The following is a 16,945-nucleotide window of genomic DNA, read 5'->3' as shown; positions in this document are numbered from 1 at the left end:
AGCCTAACCTAAAGCAAAGAGGGGCCACAGGGTGACTGCCGAGATCTACCGTGACGCCTGGGGCGTCCCGCATCTGCGCGCCGACAGCGTCCACGCGCTCGCCCGCCTCCAGGGGCTGGTCACCGCCCGCGACCGGGCCTGGCAGCTGGAGGTCGAACGGCATCGCGCGCGGGGCACCTCGGCCGCCTTCCTCGGCCCCGAGGCCCTCCCCTGGGACAGATTCGTGCGCCGCGCCCGCCTCGACGACACGGCGAGACGCTGCTTCGACGAGCTGGAGAGACAGGACCCGGAGACGGCCGACTGGCTACGGGCGTACGTCGACGGCGTCAACGAGGGGCTGACCACAGGGCTGACCACCGGCGAAGCCGTCGCGCTCGCCCCCGAGTTCGCCCGCGTCGGCCTCGCCCCCGGCCGCTGGGAGCCCTGGACCCCGCTCGCCGTCTGGCTGGCCACGCACATCCTGTTCGCCGGGTTCCCCGCCAAGCTGTGGCGCGAGGAGGCCGCCCGGCACCTCGGCCCCGACGCGGTCGCACTGTTCGCCACCGACGGACCCGGCACCTCCGGCAGCAACGGCTGGCTGGTGAGCGGCGACCGCACGGTCACCGGACAGGCCGTCATCGCCGGCGACCCGCACCGCTTCATCGAGGACCCCGGCGTCTACCAGCAGATCCGCCTCGCCTGCGACGAGTTCGACGTCGTCGGCCTCGCCGTCCCCGGAGTCCCCGGCATCGCGCACTTCGGCCACACCGGCACCGTCGCCTGGGCCATCACCAACGCCATGGCCGACTACCAGGACCTCTACCGCGAACGGCTGCGCCGCACCGGCGCGGGCGTCGAGGCCCTGGGCCCGGACGGGACCTGGCAGCGCGTCGCCCGGCACACCGAACTCGTGCGCGTGGCAGGGGAGGAGACCGTCGAGGTCGAGGTCCTGGAGACCGAGCGCGGGCCGGTGATCGCCGGGGGCCCGGAGGGCCTCGACGACGGCGCCCCGCTCGCGCTGAGCCTGCGCTACCCGCCCCGCGTCACCGCCGACCTGGGCTTCTCCGCGCTCCTCCCGCTGCTGAGGGCCCGCCGGGTCGCCGACGTGGACCGCGCCTTCGACCGCTGGGCCGAGCCGGTCAACGTCGTCCAGGCCGCCGACACTTCAGGCGGCCTGCTGCACCGCGTCGCCGGCCGGGTGCCGCTGCGCGCCGAGGCCAACGGCACCCGTCTGGTCGCCGCCTGGGAACCCGGCCACGAGTGGACCGGCTGGCACGAGATGCCCCACGCGGGACTGACCGACGGCGTCGCCGTGATGGCCAACCAGCGAGGTCCGGCGGTGGAGTTGGGCGTCGAGTTCGCCGCGCCGTACCGCGCCGACCGGATCGGGGCGCTGCTGGCGGAACGCCGGCAGTGGTCCGCCGCCGACATGCCGGGGATCCACACGGACACCTATCTGGCCTCCGCGGAACCCCTGTTGGAGCACGTCGCAGCCCTGGACGCACTGACCGGACCGGCCGCCGAACTCCGCGACCGCCTGCTGCGCTGGAACCGCCGGATGGACGCCGACAGCCAGGAAGCGGCCCGGTTCGCGGCGCTGCGCAGCGCCCTCGTCCGCCGCCTCGCCGCGCACCCGGCCCTCGCGGCCCTGGCCGGCCCGCCCGCCTACCCGGAGGTCTTCCTCCCCTGGCTCGCCCTCGTCCCGCGGATCGGCTTCGCCCTCCAACACCTTCTGCGCGCCGAGGAGCTGTACGGGATCGACCGGCCGGAACTCGTCCGGGAGGCCCTCGAGGAGGTCGCCGGGCAGCCGGCCGCCCACTGGGGCGACACCCACCGCCTCGCCCCCTGGCGGGCGCTGCCCGCCCCCTCGGACGACCCCTCGGACGCCCCCTCGGACGAGCCCCCGGCCCTCGCCGGCGACCACGACTGCGTGCTCTGCACCTCGGCCGTGCCCGGCTGGACCGACCTCGCCGCCCGCGGCCCGGCCGCCCGTTACGTGTGGGACCTGGCCCGCCGCGAGGACAGCCTGTGGGTCGTCCCGTACGGCGCGTCGGGCGTCCCGGACCACCCCCACCACCACGACCAGCTGCCCCTGTGGCTCAAGGGCGAGCTGGCCCCGGTCGTCACCGACTGGGCGCAGCTGACGAAGGAGAGCGATGTCTGACCGGTATGTCCATGAAGGGCACGTCGACGGGTTCGGCGCCGTCCGGCTGAGGCCCCTCGACGCCGAGGCGGACGCCGGTGTCGTCCACTCCTGGGTGAGTGAGGAGCGGGCCGTGTTCTGGGGCATGAACGGACTGACGCGGGACCAGGTCGCCGAGATCTACGCCCATATGGCCGGCCTCGACACCCATCACGCCTTCCTGGTCGAGCTGGACGGAGTCCCGGTAGCCCTTCTCCAGACCTACGAGCCGACCGAGGACCGGGTCGGCGAGGTCTACCGGGTCGAGCCCGGAGACATCGGCATCCACCTGTTCATCGCGCCCGCCGGCGGACAGGGCACGCGGCCCGGCTGGTCGGCGGCGCTGATGGGCGAGCTCGCCGCCTACGTACTGGTCGGCCTCGACCGGCGCCGGATCGTGGTGGACCCCGATGTGGGCAACGAGAAGGCGGTCGCCCGCTTCCTGCGGCAGGGCTTCGAGGAGGGGCCGGTCGTCACCCTGCCGGAGATCGTCCTGCCGGACGTGCACCTGCCGGAGAAGAAGGCGCAACTGGCCTTCCTGCGCCGGGAGGTAGCGTTCCCCGGGTGACCTCACCCCTCACCCCCGAAGACCTCGTCGCGCACTACGGCCTGGAGCCGATACCTCGCGAGGGCGGCCTGTTCCGCCGCACCTGGGCGGGGCCCGAAGGGCCGGACGGCCGCCCCGCCGGCTCCGCGATCGTCGCGCTGCTCACCGCGGGCGACCACTCGGCCCTGCACCGCCTGCCCACCGACGAGATCTGGCACTTCTACCTCGGCGACCCGCTGGAGCTGCTCCTCCTCGCTCCCGACGGCACCTCCCGCACGGCGGTGCTCGGCCCGGACGTCCTCGGCGGACACCAGCCGCAGCTCACCGTGCCCGCCCGCACCTGGATGGGCGCGCGGGTGGCCGCCGGGGCCGCCTGGAGCTTCCTCGGCTGCACGATGGCCCCCGGCTTCACCTACGCGGACTACGAACACGGGGACGCGGCACATCTCACGGCGCGTTATCCGGACCGGGCGCCCCTGATCAGGGAACTGTGCCGTCCATGACGTTGCTGGCGGGCCGCGTGGCCCTGATCACGGGGGCGAGCGGCGGCATCGGCCGCGGCATCGCCCTGCGGTTCGCCCAGGAAGGCGCGGCGGTGGCGCTGCACTGCCGCACGGGCGAAGCCGCGGCCCGGGCGCTCGCGCGGGAGATCGGTGAGCGGGCCGTCGTGCTGCCGGGCGCGGATCTCACCGTCGAGGACGACTGCCGGAACGTGGTGACACAGGCCGCCGAGTGGGGCGGCGGACGGCTGGACGCCCTGGTCAACAGCGCGGGCGTACAACCGGTCCAGCCGCTGCCTCAGATGACCGCGGCGGACTGGCGGGCGGTGGTGGACACCAACCTGACCAGCGTGTTCGCCTGTACACAGGCGGCGGCGGAGGCGATGCGGGAGCACGGCGGGACCATCACCCACATCGCCTCCGTGGAGGCGGGCAGCCCGGCGCCGGGCCACGCCCACTACTCCGCGGCCAAGGCGGCGGTCGTGATGCACGCGCGGGCGGCGGCGCAGGAGTACGGGGCGTTCGGCATCCGCGTGAACACGGTCTCGCCCGGCCTCATCGATCGGGAGGGCCTGGCCGAGGCCTGGCCCGAGGGCGTACGGCGCTGGCGACAGGCGGTCGCGGTGCGCCGACTGGGCCGCCCGGAGGACGTCGGCGACGCCTGTGTCTTCCTGGCCTCGCCGCTCGCGTCCTGGATCACCGGGCACGACCTGGTGGTGGACGGCGGGGTGTCGGCCCGGCCGACCTGGTGAACCGGATGCCCGATGCATGCGTACGTATCTCCGAGCACGCGAGTCTCGAGTCTCAGGCAAGGCGGAGCGGTGACGTGGGCGAAGGGCGCGATGACGGACGACACGGCAGTGAGCGGCACGGCGGCGGGGCAACCGGCGGTCGGCGCCACGGCGGTCGGGGACCCGGTCGACCCGGCGGCCGGCACCGGCGACTTCAAGGGCTGGTGCTGCTGGGCACCGTGCTGGTCCTGCTCCTCCTCGGCGGCGGACCGGCCTCGGCGCACGCGGCCCTCCGCAGCGCCGACCCCGCCGACGGAAGCATCGTCAAGACCGCACCCGACTCCATCACCCTCACCTTCACCGAGTCGGTAGGCCTGCTCGACGACTCCTTCCGCGTCTTCGACCCCGACAACCAGCGGGTGAAGACGGGCAAGGCCGGGCACGCGGACGGCCGTGCCGACACCGCGCGCGTCACCCTCCCCGGCAAGCTCGCCACCGGCACCTTCACGGTCGCCTGGCGGGTCGTGTCGGCGGACAGCCACCCGATCGCCGGCGCCTTCACCTTCTCCGTGGGCGAACCGTCCGCGACCCCGCCGGTCCTGCCCAGCACCTCCGTGGAGAACCCCGCCACCAGCGGCCTCTTCAACATCGGCCGCTATGTCGCGTACCTCGCCGCGGCCCTGCTCATCGGCACGGCCGGCTTCATCGCCGTCTGCGGACCGCCGGACATCCGGCCGCTGCGCAGGCTGCTGAAGGCCGGCTGGTGGGCGCTCGCCGGATCGACGGTGTTCCTGCTGCTGCTCCGCGCCCCCTACGAGACCGGCACCGGCCCGGCCGAGGTCCTCGACCCCTCGGGTCTGACCCGAACCCTCGGCACCCGCCCCGGCCTCGCCCTGTTGGCGCGTCTCGCGCTGCTGGCGGCGGTCGCGGTTCTCCTCCTGCGGCAGCGGGGGCCGGCCGAGCGGCGGGAGCGGCCGTCCCGCGCGACCTTCCTGACCGGCGCCGCGCTGGCGGTGGGCCTGACCCTGACCTGGGCGGCCGCCGAGCACGCGTCGGCCGGCATCCAGGTGCCGGCGGCGATGACGTCCTCGGTGCTGCATCTGCTCGCGATGGCGGCCTGGCTCGGCGGCCTGACGGCCCTGCTCACCCTGATGTACCGCGCGTCCGTCCCGTCACGGGTGGTCGGCCGCTTCTCCCGACTGGCGGGCTGGTCGGTGACCGTCCTGGTGGTGACGGGCGTCTACCAGTCCTGGCGTGGCCTCGGCTCCGCGTCCGCGCTGACGGACACCACGTACGGCCGGATCCTGCTCGCCAAGCTGGCCGCGGTGACGCTGCTGCTGGTCGCGGGCGCGTGGTCCCGGCGGACGGTCACAACGGAAAGGACGGCGAGGAACGTGACGGCTGAGACGATCGAGACGGTTGAGACGGTCGAGACGGCTGCGGAGCAGGACGCGCGGGTCCCGGAGCCGGTGAGTGCCTTGGCAAGCGGTTCGGCGGGCGGTTCGGTGAGCACTTCGGTCGCCGAGAAGTTGCCCGAGAAGTCGCCCGAGCAAGGGTCTTCCGAGCTGCCGTCTTCCGAGGTGCCGTCTTCCCAGCAGCCGTCGGCCGGGAAGGGTCCGGCCTCGCCCGCTCTCACCCCCGCCGAGGACGCCCGACGCCGTGCGCTGCGCCGTTCCGTGCTGGTCGAGGTCGTCGTCTCGGTCGTCGTGCTCGTTCTGACGACCGTGCTGACGGGCACCCTGCCCGGCAGGGCGGCGGCCGAGGCGGCGACGGCGGAGCAGTCCGCCGGGCTGCCCGTGGCCTCCGTGACCGACGTCCCCTTCACCATCAGCTCCGTCGGCGGCAGGGCCGGCGACTTCAGCGGCAAGGTGCAGGTGACCCTCGATCCGGGCCGGGTCGGCGAGAACAACCTGCAGGCCGTGGTCTACGGCCCCGACGGCGGTTTCGTCAGCATCCCCGAACTGCGCGTCTCCTTCAGCCTCCCCGAGCAGGAGGTCGGTCCCCTGGACGCCAAGGTCACCGACCGGGGCGGCTACTTCGCCGCCGACGCGGTCAACCTGCCCATCCCCGGCGAGTGGGAGATGAAGGTGACCGTGCGGGTGTCGGACATCGACCAGGTGAGCGTGGAGAAGCCGGTGCGGATCGTGCGCTGACCCGTCAGCGTCCCGCCGGGTCGGGAGTGGCGTGGCGCGCCGCCAGCGCGCGCTCCGCGTCCTCGAGCCGGCGTGAGCACCGGGCGTCCGGATCGTAGGCGACGGCCGTGCTCACACAGGTGCAGAACACCTGGGTGTCGAGGGTGACGCGGCTGGTGACCCGGAAGGACGAGCGGCGCACATCGCCGATCGTGGTGGTGATGGTGACGGGCTCGGGCTGCACGACGAGCGGCTGCGTGTAGTCGAGCTCGTGGCGTGCGTAGACGAACCGGGGCCGGATCTGCTGTCCGGGAAGGCCCGGGCGCAGATAGAACATGTCGAAGTGGGCGTCCTGGATCATCTCCAGCAGCCGGACGTTGTTCACATGGTTCATGGCGTCCAGGTCGCTCATGCGTACCTGGCGGAGATAGAGGTGCGGACGGCTCTCCGGCAGCTCACGGGGCGTGCGCCCGGTGCTCGTGCGGCGGATGTCGGTCGCCAGGGCCTGGGTCAAGACGGTCACTCCTCGGATGTGCTGCGGGGGCTACGGGGACTGCGGGGCCAGGTCGTGTCCTGTGCGGGCACGGCCTAGAGGGCCTGCTCGATCAGGTCGGCCGCGGCGCCCGCCCCTCCCGCCTGCGTGATCTCCCGGCGCACGGCGGACACGCCCGCGCGGATGTCCCGGTCGGACGACACCCGCAGCACGGCCTCGCGCAGCGCCTCGGGCGTGAGCGTCTCGCGCGGCAGCCGGACCCCGAGCCGCAGCCGTTCGATCTGCGCCGCGTTGACCCGCTGCTCGGCCATCTGCGGGACCGCCACCATCGGGACGCCGTAGTGCAGCGCCTCCATCGTGCCGCCCATGCCTGCGTGGGTGACGAACGCGTCCGCATGGGCGAGAACGGCCAGTTGGGGCACGTGCGCATGCACTTCGACGGTGTCGGGGAGCGGCCCCAGCTCGTCCCGTGCGACCGCGTGGCCGACGGACATCACCACCTGCCAGGGCAGCTCCGCGAAGGCCTGCACACAGGACCGGTAGAACTCCGGCCGCCGGGTGAACTGCGAGCCCAGCGACACCAGCAGGACCGGCAGATCCGGGCGCGAGGGCTGCCAGGACCCCTGGTAGGAGCGGTCCCCGAGCACCGGACCGACATAGGCGACGCGCCGTGCCGCGACGGTGTCCGCCCGGCGCTGGAAGACGCGCGGGAAGAACGCGAGGGCGTGCTGCGGCGCCACCAGTTCGTGGATCCGCGCGCTGTCGACCCCGTGGTCCGCGAAGGCCGCCACCAGTTCCCCGAAGCCCGGGATCTGCGGCAGGCCGGGCACGTCGAAGAACTCGGGGACGATGCCGTCGTAGGCGAGATGCGTGGGCGACGCCACGACCGTCGGCACCTCCCACCGCGACGCCAGCAGCAGCCCCGCGAAGGCGTAGATGTCGCACAGCACCAGGTCCGGACGGTCCTTGCCGTACGCCCTGCTCAGGGCGGGCAGGGCGGCCAGCGCCCCCTGGACGACCCGGGCGAACCCCTCGCCCATCTCCTCGGGCGCCTCCGAGTCGTCCGCCGTGTCCGGGTAGAGCACGGGTTCCGCGCCGGCGGCCTTCACCTGGTGCACGAAGGGCTCGGTGACGGCGTAGGTGACCCGGTGACCCCGCCGTACGAGTTCCTCGACGACGCCCAGCGTCGGGTTCACGTGCCCGTGCATCGGAACGTTGAACACGGCGATGTGCGCGGGATTGCGCGCGGGACTGTGCGCGGGATTCGGATGAGTACCAGGCACGACACGCAACTCCTGTCCGGCGCGGAGCCGGGGCCGGGGGACTGATGGCGGGGGCGTCCGACCGTGGACGCGGAGTCCCGATTAAAGGCGCTCCGACACGGTTCGGAACCGTAAACCTGCTGCAGTGTCACCCCATCAGGGAGCCTCCACGGCCGTGCGTTGACACCTGCGGGGGCTCCTGGACGTGACCGCCGGTGCGATCCGCCGTTGGGGGTACAGGACGTCGTCCTCCAGCAGGCCCACGACAGGAGCAGTCTCATGCCCGGATCGCATCTTCCCTTGATGGAAGAGGGGATGGCCCGCTGGCCGTTCGGCCCGCCCAACGCCGGGATCGCGCTGGACTTCACGGGCGATCCGCCCGCGCTGCAGGAAATGCGGGCCCTGGCGGACGAACGCTGGAAGGCGCTGCCGAGGCTCACCCAGACCCTCGTCGCCCCCGGCGGCCCCCGGACCGGCCTGGCCTGGCTGACCGGCCGGCACCGCTGGGCGCGCGGCGACGGCCACGACCTCGCACAACAGGTCGACAGCGCGGACAGCACCCTGCGGGACGCGGTGCGCCAGTGGTTCCACACCCCGTTCCCCGCCGACCGCCCGCCGTGGAGCCTCCACCTCCTGCGGGGCACGACGGAGGGGGAGTTCTCCCTCCTGTTCCGGATGCACCACAGCCTGCTCGACGGCCGCTCCCTGACGACCCTGCTGCGCGCCCTCTTCGACGACGGCCGGCCGCTGGACGGCGCCGCCTCCCTGGCCGTGCCCGGCCCCCGGCGCCGGACGGCCCGCCCCGCTCCGACGGCGGGCGATCCGCCCGGACTGCTCACCGCGGGACGTGCGGTGCCCCTGCCGCACCAGGGCCCGCGGGAGCCCGCGTACACCGTGGTGCGGCTGCGCGCCGATGTCCTGCGGGCCGCGCGGGAAGCCGTCGGCGTGCGGACGGCGACCACCAACGAGGTGTTCCTGGCGACGGTCTCCGGAGTCCTGCGCTCCTGCCTGGCCGCCTCGGCAGCCGACCAGGGCGCTGAGCCGACGCAGCAGGTGTGGCTGTCGGTCCCGGTCGACGAACGCCCTGAGGACTGCGGCGAGTTCCTCGGCAACGCGTTCGCCAACGTCCGGGTCCCCGCGCCGGTGACCCTGTCCGACCCGGCGGCCCGGCTGACCGCGTGCACCGGACTGCTGACCACCGTCACCCGGCCCCGGAGCACCTCCGAGAAGCTCGTCGAGGGCACGCTCGGGGCGGTTCCCGGGGCGACCATGGCACTGGCTGGCGGCAGGATCTTCGCGCCCGCGTACGCGCCGGCGGCCTGCTCCTACGTCCATCTGCGCGAGCAGGTCCGGACCCTGGCCGGACGACCGCTGCGCCGGCTGACCATCGTTCCCATGGTGCCCCCGGCCGACACGGCCACCTTCGGGCTGGGCGGCTGCTCGCAGGGCCACACGCTGAGCGTCGCCACCAACTCGGGCGGCCGGGACGCCGCCCTGCTGGCGGAGGCCTTCCTGGACGAGCTGACCCTGCTCGCCGAGGGGCCGGCCGACCGGGGCTGACGAACGAGGGGAGGGCCGCCGGTCGACTGCCCGGCGGCCCTCCGCACTCACTTGCTCACTCGCTCACTCGCTCAGGTGTTCAGCTGCCCTGCGGAGCCCACCCGTCCGTGCCGGTCAGGATCGGCGTGCTGGTCCGGGAGGTGAAGGGGTTCTGACGATCTGTTGAGTCGCAAGCACGGCAACCTTCTTGGGCTCGTCGACCACTTGAGAACAGATTCAGCCCGGCCAGTTGCCTTGCACCAAGGAGATCAGTCACATGAGCGACCTCAACGAGCGCGGTCCCACGGACCAGGCGCCCGGCGGGACTCGACGGCCCTCGGGACGTCATCGGAAACGGTGGACGGCGACCGGCCTCATGATCGGTGTGCCTGCCGTGCTGGGCCCGTATCTGCTGCTCTCCCAGTCGGAGTCCGAGGCCGCGACGATCGACACGACCGCCTACTACCGACTGGTGTCGGTCGCCGGCGGCAAGGTGCTGGACGTCGCCGGGAAATCCACCGCGGACGGCGCTGCGGTCATTCAGTACAAGGACAACGGCGGCGCCAACCAGCAGTGGCGGTTGAAGACCGCAGGCGACGGCTACTACGAGCTGGTCAACCGCAAGAGCGGCAAGGTGCTCGAGGTCAAGGGCGCTTCGACGGCGAACAAGGCCGCGGTCGACCAGGCGGCCGACACGGGAGCCGCGCACCAGCAGTGGAAGATCGGTGAGTTGGACGGCGGCGCCGTCAAGGTGGTCAACCGCAAGAGCGGCAAGGTGCTGGACGTCGCCGGGAAGTCCACCGCGGACGGCGCTGCGGTCATCCAGTACAAGGACAACGGGGGCGCCAACCAGCAGTGGAAACTGGCGGTGGTCCCCGGCACGGCGTCGGCGACGCCTTCCGCGTCGGCCTCGGCGTCCGTCTCACCCTCCGTCTCTGCTTCCACCTCTGCTTCCGCCTCCGCGAGCCCGTCGGCGACGACGGCTGCCGGAACCTCCCTGGCCCAGAAGCTGACGACCTCCAAGGTGACGCTTCCCGCGGCCTTCGGCTACCTGGAGTCCGGCTACAACGGGCTCCCGCAGTGGACGAGGGTCGACACCCAGGCGGCCCCCGACGGTTCGGTGCGGGTGGCCTGGCCGGCGTCGGACGGCGTCCATGTGACCCCGCTGTCGCCGGCGCTGGCGCGACAGGGCGCGGACACGGTCGTCCCGGGCACCGAGGAGGTCAGCGGCCTGGTGGCGCACGACGACGGCTTCGCACTGCTGACCAGGGTCGCGGACACCAACAAGTGGGGCGACACGGCAGCCGCGCTGATCCGCTACCAGGACGGTTCCGTCCTCTTCGACAAGAAGCTGACCGGCACCGCGAGCAACGACACCTCCCCCGTGCTGGACGGCGCCCTGAAGTGGAACGGCAGCCAGTACGGCGCCTACTTCGTCGTGCACGGCGCGGGCGGCTTCGCCGACGGGCACTACGGCGACAAGCTGGCCTATGTCAGCGACGCCGGGACCGTCCAGTCCGGCGGCTGGGACTGGGGATGCAGCCACAACGAGGGCATAGCCCTGGCTCCGGGGACCTCCGGAGCCTTCCCGTCCCTGTGCTTCGACGACTGGCGGTCCGGCCTGTTCGTCAGCACCGGGATCTCCGCCCCGGACGACGCGCCCGTCGTACAGCGCGAGCAGTGCTGGGCGGGCTACTGCGGCGGCGCGTACCCCAGCTCCTCCGGTGACCTGGTGAAGACCTCCACCGGCGGGTACGCCACCGCCTTCGCCGACCGCGGAGCCGCCTCGGCGGTCAAGAACACCGCGGACAGCAGCGGCCGCGGCTGGACCGTCACCCCGAAGACGGACACCCACCAGGTGGCGGTCGCGCTCCTGAAGGACGCCTCGACGCCCGGCAGCACGGTGCTCCTCACCGACGACCCGACCACCGACCACGTCAACGTCCACATCGCTCCGTACGGCAAGAACCTGCTGGTCTCCTGGGAGAGCGTCGCCGGCGCCACCTGCAAGGACGGCACCTGCACCGGCAGGTTCACCGGCACCCACCTCCAGGTGATCGACCCCAGCGGAAAGCCGGTCTCCGCGGAGGAGGTGGTCGACGCCCACATCGCCGGCGATCTGGCGACCCTCCCGGACGGCAGCCTCACCTGGGCCTTCGCACCGGCCACCCCCGCCTACAACTCCGCGATGTCCGGCGCCTCCCCGACGACCACGACCCTGTCGATCGCCCGCCTCACCCCCTGATCCCCACCCAGCCACCACCACGCTCCGGCGATGACGAAGGGCCCCGCTGCGAACAGCGGGGCCCTTCGCGATCAGCGATCAGCGATTCGACGCGGGGCGGGCGCTCACTGACTCCGCTGGCCGAGGACACAGAACTCGTTGCCCTCGGGGTCTTCCAAGACGATCCACGACTGCTCACCCTGGCCGATGTCGACCCGCTTCGCGCCATGAGCCTCCAGGCGAGCCACCTCGGCGGCCTGGTCATCGGGCCTGAAGTCGAGATGCAGCCGGCTCTTGGCCTTCTTGCTCTCCTCGATCCGGACGAAGTCCAACCCCGGCACGCGATCCGGCTCCGGGCGGATCTCGAACTCGTCGTCGGAGGAGTGCACCACAACCCAACCAAGAGCCGTGGCCCACCACTGCCCCAGGGCCACCGGATCCACCGAGTGAACGATTACCTGTTCCCATTGCAAGGTCATTCGCCGAGCCTAGGCCCACCTCGCCAACTGAAACGAACAACGTGCGCGTGGCCGGGGTGCGGCTGCTCGCAGGCGGCGGGCGGTGCGGCTGAAGGCCATGGCGGTCGGCGGTGGCCTGGTGCTGGTTCTGCTGGCGATGTCCTGGTCGGACGTGTGGCCGTACATCACGGGAGCATTGATCCTCGGCGGCGTCGGAGCGGCGGGCTGGTGGCTGTGGCGTACAGACCGGCTCACCACGCGGTTCTCAAGGTGCTGACGTGGCCTCGTTCGCGCTAGCGTGCGCCGGTGATCAGTGAAGAGGGCACGCGTCTGGGTGCGGAGGCCGCCCGTCGTCTGGCGCAGACAGGTCTCTACGAGTTCGAGCCGGGGCTGACGGACGCCGAGTTCGCGCGCATCGAGCACGAGTACGGTTTCGAGTTCGCGGACGATCACCGCGCGTTCCTCGCGGCCGGCCTTCCGGTCAATGTTCCGCCTGAGGAGGGGCAGACCTGGTCCAAGCCCTGGCCCGAGTGGCGCAGCGAGGATCCGGCCGGGCTGCGCCAGCGGCTCGACCGGCCGGTCGAGGGAGTCCTCTTCGACGTCGAGCACAACGGGTTCTGGTGCGAGGCCTGGGGTGAGCGGCCGTCCGACGACGCGGCCGCTGTGGCCACCGCACGGCTCCGTCTTGCAGATGCGCCGGTTCTCGTACCGGTGTATGCCCACCGATACCTCCCCGCCGGCCGGGGAAGCTTCGGGCATCCGGTGCTCTCGATGTGGCAGACCGACGTCATCTACTACGGGCTGGACCTGGTCGACTACATGCACCAGGAGTTCGACGAGGCACGCGGCGACGTCGACGAGAGTTGGAACCCGAGAGCGACAGTCCCCTTCTGGCGGCACCTTCTCTGACCCGGGGGCTCGTGGACGGCAACGGGTGCCATCAGCTTGGGAAGCTCGGCTCTTCGGGCGGCAGTTGCCGCACTGACGCCGCGTACGCTCGCTCGACCTCGCCCAGGTATTGCTCCAGGCGGAAGCGAACCTCCTCGATGGGCCTGCCGTCGGGGCCCGGGTACATCAGGTCGGACCAGATGACTGTCTCGCCCCGGAGCCGGACCCGGCCATTCTGCTGTCGCTCCGTGCGACTACGTCGAGGCCAGCGACGAAGAGATACGTGTGAACGGCAGCACACGTTGGCGGCCCCGGACACGCGCTGATGAGCAGCGTGCTCACCGCGTCGTCGGTCTGCCCATGGGGCACGGTGGCCCTCACCTCGCGCGATGACCTGCGCGGCATCCGTCAGCGTTGGAGGTCAGCGAAACAGCTCTGGCACGGGGCAGGCTTCCAGCGGCGCATCTGGGCGATCGGCCCAGTTCCACCAGAAATGCCGGCCGGCGCATCTCCACAACGAACGGCAGACGCGCCGGTCGTCGTCCCCCCGCCTGGAGAGGACGAAGCCGCCGAACTCCATGGGCCGGCTGCACTCGGGGCAGGCAGGGGCGTCGTCGGTCACGAGGCGCACACTAACCGAAAGAGGCTGACGCCCCGGGGTCTCGGCTCAGCCGGTCGCGAGGATCAGGCTCAGGGCCAGGAGGGCAAAACTTGCCACGCCCATGACGCTGCCCATGAACTTGAAGAAACCGGGGCCGAGGCTCTCGGTGTCCGCGAGGCTCAGGTCGCCCGTGCGCTGGCCCCTCAGGGGAGGATCAGGACCCCTGTCGGGTCGGATGAGGCTGCGGCCGATGCGGTGGCGATCATGAGCATGAAGCGCAGCACTGCAGGCGGCTGAACCGGATGTCACCGCATCGGCGAACCGAGACGGAGACTCAGCCGGAAACTCAGCCGGAAACCGTGTTCTGACCTGCGGCGGAGTGGGGCATTGGGAGGGTGGTGCACGGTGCTGGACAGGGATGAATGAGACCAGAACTGAGACCAGAACTGAGACCAGGGCGCCGGGTCATACCTTCTTGACGACGATGGTGTCCGGGAGGAGCTTCTCCAGGTCGTCCACGTCCGAGGTGAAGACGGTGACCTGCCCCTTCTGCCGGCGTGCGATGACAGCGAGCACGGCATCGATCGCGTACTTGTGACCGTGCAGCTTGGCGTCGGTCAGGAGACGCCGGGCCTGGCGGGCCTCGTCCTTTCCGACGTCGGCGACCTGGAGCCGGGAGAGCACCCAGTCCCAGCGCTGCTCGGTCGTTCTGCCGTCGTACGCCTCGACCAGGGTCATGGGAGACGTCACCACCTCGGCCTCACCCCCGGCCGCGAGGTCGAGCCAGGCGATCATCTTCCGGTCGCCGCGCACGGCCAGGGACAGGGCCTCGCAGTCGAGCGCGAAGACGCGCAGTGGCCGCTGCCCGTGCTCACTGGCACGCTTCTTCACGCGGCTTCTCCGGCATCGTGTCCTGCGGCGGTGCGGCGGCGCTCGTGCTCGGCGTCGAGATCGTCCAGTTCCGCGAGGGCTGCCCCGCGCTCGTCCTCGGTGACCGGCCCGTGCTCCTGCTGCAGCCAGTCGACCAGCTCCAGCAGCCGGTCCCGATCGCGCTTGAACCGCAGCGCTTCGGCGACATATGCCGAAAGTCCCCGCTCAGCCGCTTCGGCGCGGATCTCGTCGAGGAGATCTTCGGGGATCGTCACCGTGACCTTTTTCGTCGCCATACAAGAGACCATACTCCTGGTGTAAGCGCCCTTACCAGGTCGCTGAACCAGTCAGGCTCAGGATGCGGATGGTTGATCCCGGAGTTTTCCCCACCGTTGATCGCTGGGCCACGTCGTTTCACTCGGTTGCCCCGTGTCGTTCGCTCCCGCCAGCGCAGGCAGCGGCTGGCGCGGATAGTTGCCCTTCGAGGCGGTGAGCCTCCTGTCGTCGGCGGGACCACAAGAGGAGGGGCCGTGTCCCTACTGCCTTCGGCAGACGTCTTCAGGTCGATCGAGCCAAAGGTTTCGCAGTTGCTCAGCGGACAGTTGGTCTGTCCACATGCGCCGGGGAGAGGTGTTCGGTGGGTGAGCACCTCACGCTCTCGGAGGCGAAGGATGCGGCGGCGAGAGATGCCACCGACGTTGCTCTTCGGGACGCGCTGTGGCGATGCGTAGGCCGCGATGCCCATAGTGACCTGCCGAACTTGGCTCAGCGTAGCCAGTTGCTCGCGCTGTATTTCGTCATCCCCTACCTCCGGAAGTCGGCCGGGAGAGTGTCGAGGAGGCTCTGCGTCGACGTCGCCGAGGTGAGGTCGGCTATGGCGTTCGGTGCGTTGTACGGTCTGGCGCTGGCCACCGAAGGCGACGATGTCCGTGACAAGGTCGTCCGATCCGCCAATGCGGCCGGCTGAGCGGTGGAACGGGCTGATCCGGCCGAGCGCACGACGGATCCGCACAGCCTTGTCGACCGCGACCCGTTCGACCTGCGCACGTGTCGTCCCGACACGGCTGGTTCACTCGGCAGCACAAGGATTGAGCGCGTCACCGTGGTACAGGTCGAAGACATACTTGGAGTCGAAGTTGCCCGTCCGCACCTCAGCCGACGACAGTCAGCCACGACGGCGGGCAGCCCTACCGACCACGCACGCGTGTGCCTCGCTGCACCCCCACCGGCCTCAGCCACGCTGCCGTGCCGTCGCCGTGAGCAAGCTACGCCGGCCGGGCCGTAGGACGCCTCGGGGTCCGCCAGCTCAAGGCCCTCAGCTTGGGAAGCTTGAGTCTCTTGGCGGCGATTGTTGCGCTGACCTGTGGTGGGGCGGCGTTGGAGCTCTGGCCGGGCCTGTAGCGAGTACCAACTGTTCCCCGTGCTTCCCCGCGGCATTTGGCACGCGAATGGCACGGTCCGTTCACCTCGAATCTTGGCGGAGCTGGGCCCGGCGTGCCTGAGCCTCAGCCGACGACAGTCAGCCACGATGGCGGGTCAGTCGACCGAGTAGGCGCGCGTGTACCTCGCTGCATCCCGGCCAGCCTGAGTCACGCTGCAGGCCGTCGACCACAGCAAGTTCCGACGGCGGAAGCGCGCATGCCTGGCGCCTGCGCGATGCCCTCTTCGTCCCGAAGCAACTCCGGCAGGGGCACTGCCTTGGGCTGAAGAGCCGCTCACGTGCGCTGATGGTCCGCACCTGTCCGGGCTCGTCCGCCGTTGTTCGTCGACGATGTCACGCAGTTAGACACTCAGGGCTGCCGCTCTAGTGCGGGGCCTATGGCACTCATTCGGTTCGGCTGACCGGGACGTGGGGCAGCCTCTACCTTGAGCGGGCCACGTTTCGGGCTAAGCGCATGCCGTGAACGCTGCGTGTTCCGCGTGCAGGGGGGAGGTACGTATGCCGGTCTGGCAGGCATGCCTGTGGGGGTTGCTTGGGTCAGGAATGATCGAGGCGTGGGATCTCTATGCCATGATCCGCAAATATCGGGATTTCCCGTGGCGCAAACGGGATCAGCTCCCTGCAAAACCCTATGCGGTCTCGGTAGTGCTCCGGCTGGGCTTAGGCGTGGGCCTGTGTGCGGCATTCGGGGCTTCGGGCCTTGCCGCAGGGCCGGTTGGCTTCCTATCGGTCGGCGTTGCCGCGGTGAAGGTTCTGGAGCAGATCTCCAGGTATGGGCTCAACTATCAGCTACCTCAAGCTACCGACCCTGGCCAGCAGCCTCCTACGGGAGGGCCGACCGTTGGGCCCTGACTCCTTCGCCGCTCAGGTCCGCGCCTGCGTCGGACGTACTGCCCCGGCGTTCCAACTCGACCAAGACCCCTCACTTCGCTCAGGGTTCCTCTCGCAGCTTCGCGCTGTGCTCGGACGCACAGCACCGGCCTTCCGAGCCAGTCCTGCCAGCCTGGCCAGCAGCCTCCTACGGGAGGGCCGACCGTTGGGCCCTGACTCCTTCGCCGCTCAGGTCCGCGCCTGCGTCGGACGTACTGCCCCGGCGTT

Annotated in this window: 16 protein-coding genes; 10 read left to right on the top strand and 6 right to left on the bottom strand. The window is 71.2% G+C overall.

Going from position 1 to position 16,945, the window contains the following annotated elements; all coding sequences use genetic code 11:
• Nucleotides 1-31 precede the first annotated feature (31 nt).
• From ABZ725_RS09415 to ABZ725_RS09395, 5 genes are all read left to right on the top strand, one after another.
• Nucleotides 32-2,143 carry a penicillin acylase family protein gene (locus ABZ725_RS09415; RefSeq protein ID WP_358802150.1) on the top strand — a complete coding sequence of 704 codons (2,112 nt, stop codon included), beginning with the start codon at nt 32-34 and terminating at the stop codon, nt 2,141-2,143.
• The gene (locus tag ABZ725_RS09410; RefSeq protein WP_358802149.1) at nt 2,136-2,729 is read left to right on the top strand and encodes a GNAT family N-acetyltransferase; all 594 of its coding nucleotides are present in this window, start codon (nt 2,136-2,138) and stop codon (nt 2,727-2,729) included. The genes ABZ725_RS09415 and ABZ725_RS09410 overlap by 8 nt, the downstream gene beginning before the upstream one ends.
• Nucleotides 2,726-3,211, top strand: a complete 486-nt coding sequence (locus ABZ725_RS09405) for a cupin domain-containing protein (RefSeq protein ID WP_358802148.1) — start codon at nt 2,726-2,728, stop codon at nt 3,209-3,211. The genes ABZ725_RS09410 and ABZ725_RS09405 overlap by 4 nt, the downstream gene beginning before the upstream one ends.
• Entirely contained in the window at nt 3,208-3,960 is a 753-nt protein-coding gene (locus tag ABZ725_RS09400; protein WP_358802147.1) for an SDR family oxidoreductase, read from the top strand. Before ABZ725_RS09405 ends, ABZ725_RS09400 begins: the two co-directional genes overlap by 4 nt.
• Nucleotides 3,961-4,163: 203 nt before the next feature.
• Nucleotides 4,164-6,092: a copper resistance protein CopC gene (locus ABZ725_RS09395; RefSeq protein WP_358802146.1), complete on the top strand. Its 1,929-nt coding sequence runs from the start codon at nt 4,164-4,166 to the stop codon at nt 6,090-6,092.
• A 4-nt stretch (nt 6,093-6,096) separates the two neighbouring features.
• Here the strand turns inward: ABZ725_RS09395 and ABZ725_RS09390 are convergent, their stop codons facing one another.
• Together ABZ725_RS09390 and ABZ725_RS09385 are read right to left on the bottom strand one after the other, a co-directional pair.
• The gene (locus ABZ725_RS09390; RefSeq protein WP_358802145.1) at nt 6,097-6,585 is read right to left on the bottom strand and encodes a thioesterase family protein; all 489 of its coding nucleotides are present in this window, start codon (nt 6,583-6,585) and stop codon (nt 6,097-6,099) included.
• 74 nt (nt 6,586-6,659) lie between these two features.
• Nucleotides 6,660-7,847: a macrolide family glycosyltransferase gene (locus tag ABZ725_RS09385; RefSeq protein WP_358802144.1), complete on the bottom strand. Its 1,188-nt coding sequence runs from the start codon at nt 7,845-7,847 to the stop codon at nt 6,660-6,662.
• A gap of 258 nt (nt 7,848-8,105) precedes the next feature.
• Here ABZ725_RS09385 and ABZ725_RS09380 point away from each other — a divergent pair, with 258 nt between their 5' ends.
• Nucleotides 8,106-9,386: a wax ester/triacylglycerol synthase domain-containing protein gene (locus ABZ725_RS09380; protein ID WP_358802143.1), complete on the top strand. Its 1,281-nt coding sequence runs from the start codon at nt 8,106-8,108 to the stop codon at nt 9,384-9,386.
• Nucleotides 9,387-9,642: 256 nt separating this feature from the next.
• Complete coding sequence (locus ABZ725_RS09375; protein ID WP_358802142.1) at nt 9,643-11,610, top strand: RICIN domain-containing protein; 1,968 nt, start codon at nt 9,643-9,645, stop codon at nt 11,608-11,610.
• A 104-nt stretch (nt 11,611-11,714) separates the two neighbouring features.
• Here the strand turns inward: ABZ725_RS09375 and ABZ725_RS09370 are convergent, their stop codons facing one another.
• Nucleotides 11,715-12,068, bottom strand: a complete 354-nt coding sequence (locus ABZ725_RS09370; RefSeq protein ID WP_358802141.1) for a VOC family protein — start codon at nt 12,066-12,068, stop codon at nt 11,715-11,717.
• Nucleotides 12,069-12,150: 82 nt separating this feature from the next.
• Between ABZ725_RS09370 and ABZ725_RS09365 the strand changes: the two genes are divergently transcribed.
• Together ABZ725_RS09365 and ABZ725_RS09360 are read left to right on the top strand one after the other, a co-directional pair.
• On the top strand, nt 12,151-12,324 hold the full coding sequence (locus ABZ725_RS09365) for a hypothetical protein (RefSeq protein ID WP_358802140.1): 174 nt from the start codon (nt 12,151-12,153) through the stop codon (nt 12,322-12,324).
• A gap of 29 nt (nt 12,325-12,353) precedes the next feature.
• Complete coding sequence (locus tag ABZ725_RS09360) at nt 12,354-12,956, top strand: hypothetical protein (protein WP_358802139.1); 603 nt, start codon at nt 12,354-12,356, stop codon at nt 12,954-12,956.
• A 400-nt stretch (nt 12,957-13,356) separates the two neighbouring features.
• Here the strand turns inward: ABZ725_RS09360 and ABZ725_RS09355 are convergent, their stop codons facing one another.
• The 3 genes from ABZ725_RS09355 to ABZ725_RS09345 form a co-directional block, all read right to left on the bottom strand.
• A complete protein-coding gene (locus ABZ725_RS09355) occupies nt 13,357-13,557 on the bottom strand; it encodes a dehydrogenase (RefSeq protein ID WP_358802138.1) in 201 nt (66 codons plus the stop codon).
• A gap of 444 nt (nt 13,558-14,001) precedes the next feature.
• On the bottom strand, nt 14,002-14,427 hold the full coding sequence (locus tag ABZ725_RS09350) for a hypothetical protein (protein WP_358802137.1): 426 nt from the start codon (nt 14,425-14,427) through the stop codon (nt 14,002-14,004).
• Nucleotides 14,424-14,702: a CopG family transcriptional regulator gene (locus ABZ725_RS09345; protein WP_358802136.1), complete on the bottom strand. Its 279-nt coding sequence runs from the start codon at nt 14,700-14,702 to the stop codon at nt 14,424-14,426. Before ABZ725_RS09345 ends, ABZ725_RS09350 begins: the two co-directional genes overlap by 4 nt.
• Nucleotides 14,703-15,043: 341 nt before the next feature.
• Between ABZ725_RS09345 and ABZ725_RS09340 the strand changes: the two genes are divergently transcribed.
• Entirely contained in the window at nt 15,044-15,373 is a 330-nt protein-coding gene (locus ABZ725_RS09340; protein WP_358802135.1) for a hypothetical protein, read from the top strand.
• Nucleotides 15,374-16,945 lie beyond the last annotated feature (1,572 nt).

Origin of the sequence: Streptomyces sp. NPDC006872 (assembly GCF_040635845.1) — a bacterium.
Lineage (GTDB): Bacteria > Actinomycetota > Actinomycetes > Streptomycetales > Streptomycetaceae > Streptomyces.
Note: the sequence above shows the minus strand (reverse complement) of the source record. Positions and strands in the feature narration are given on the sequence as shown.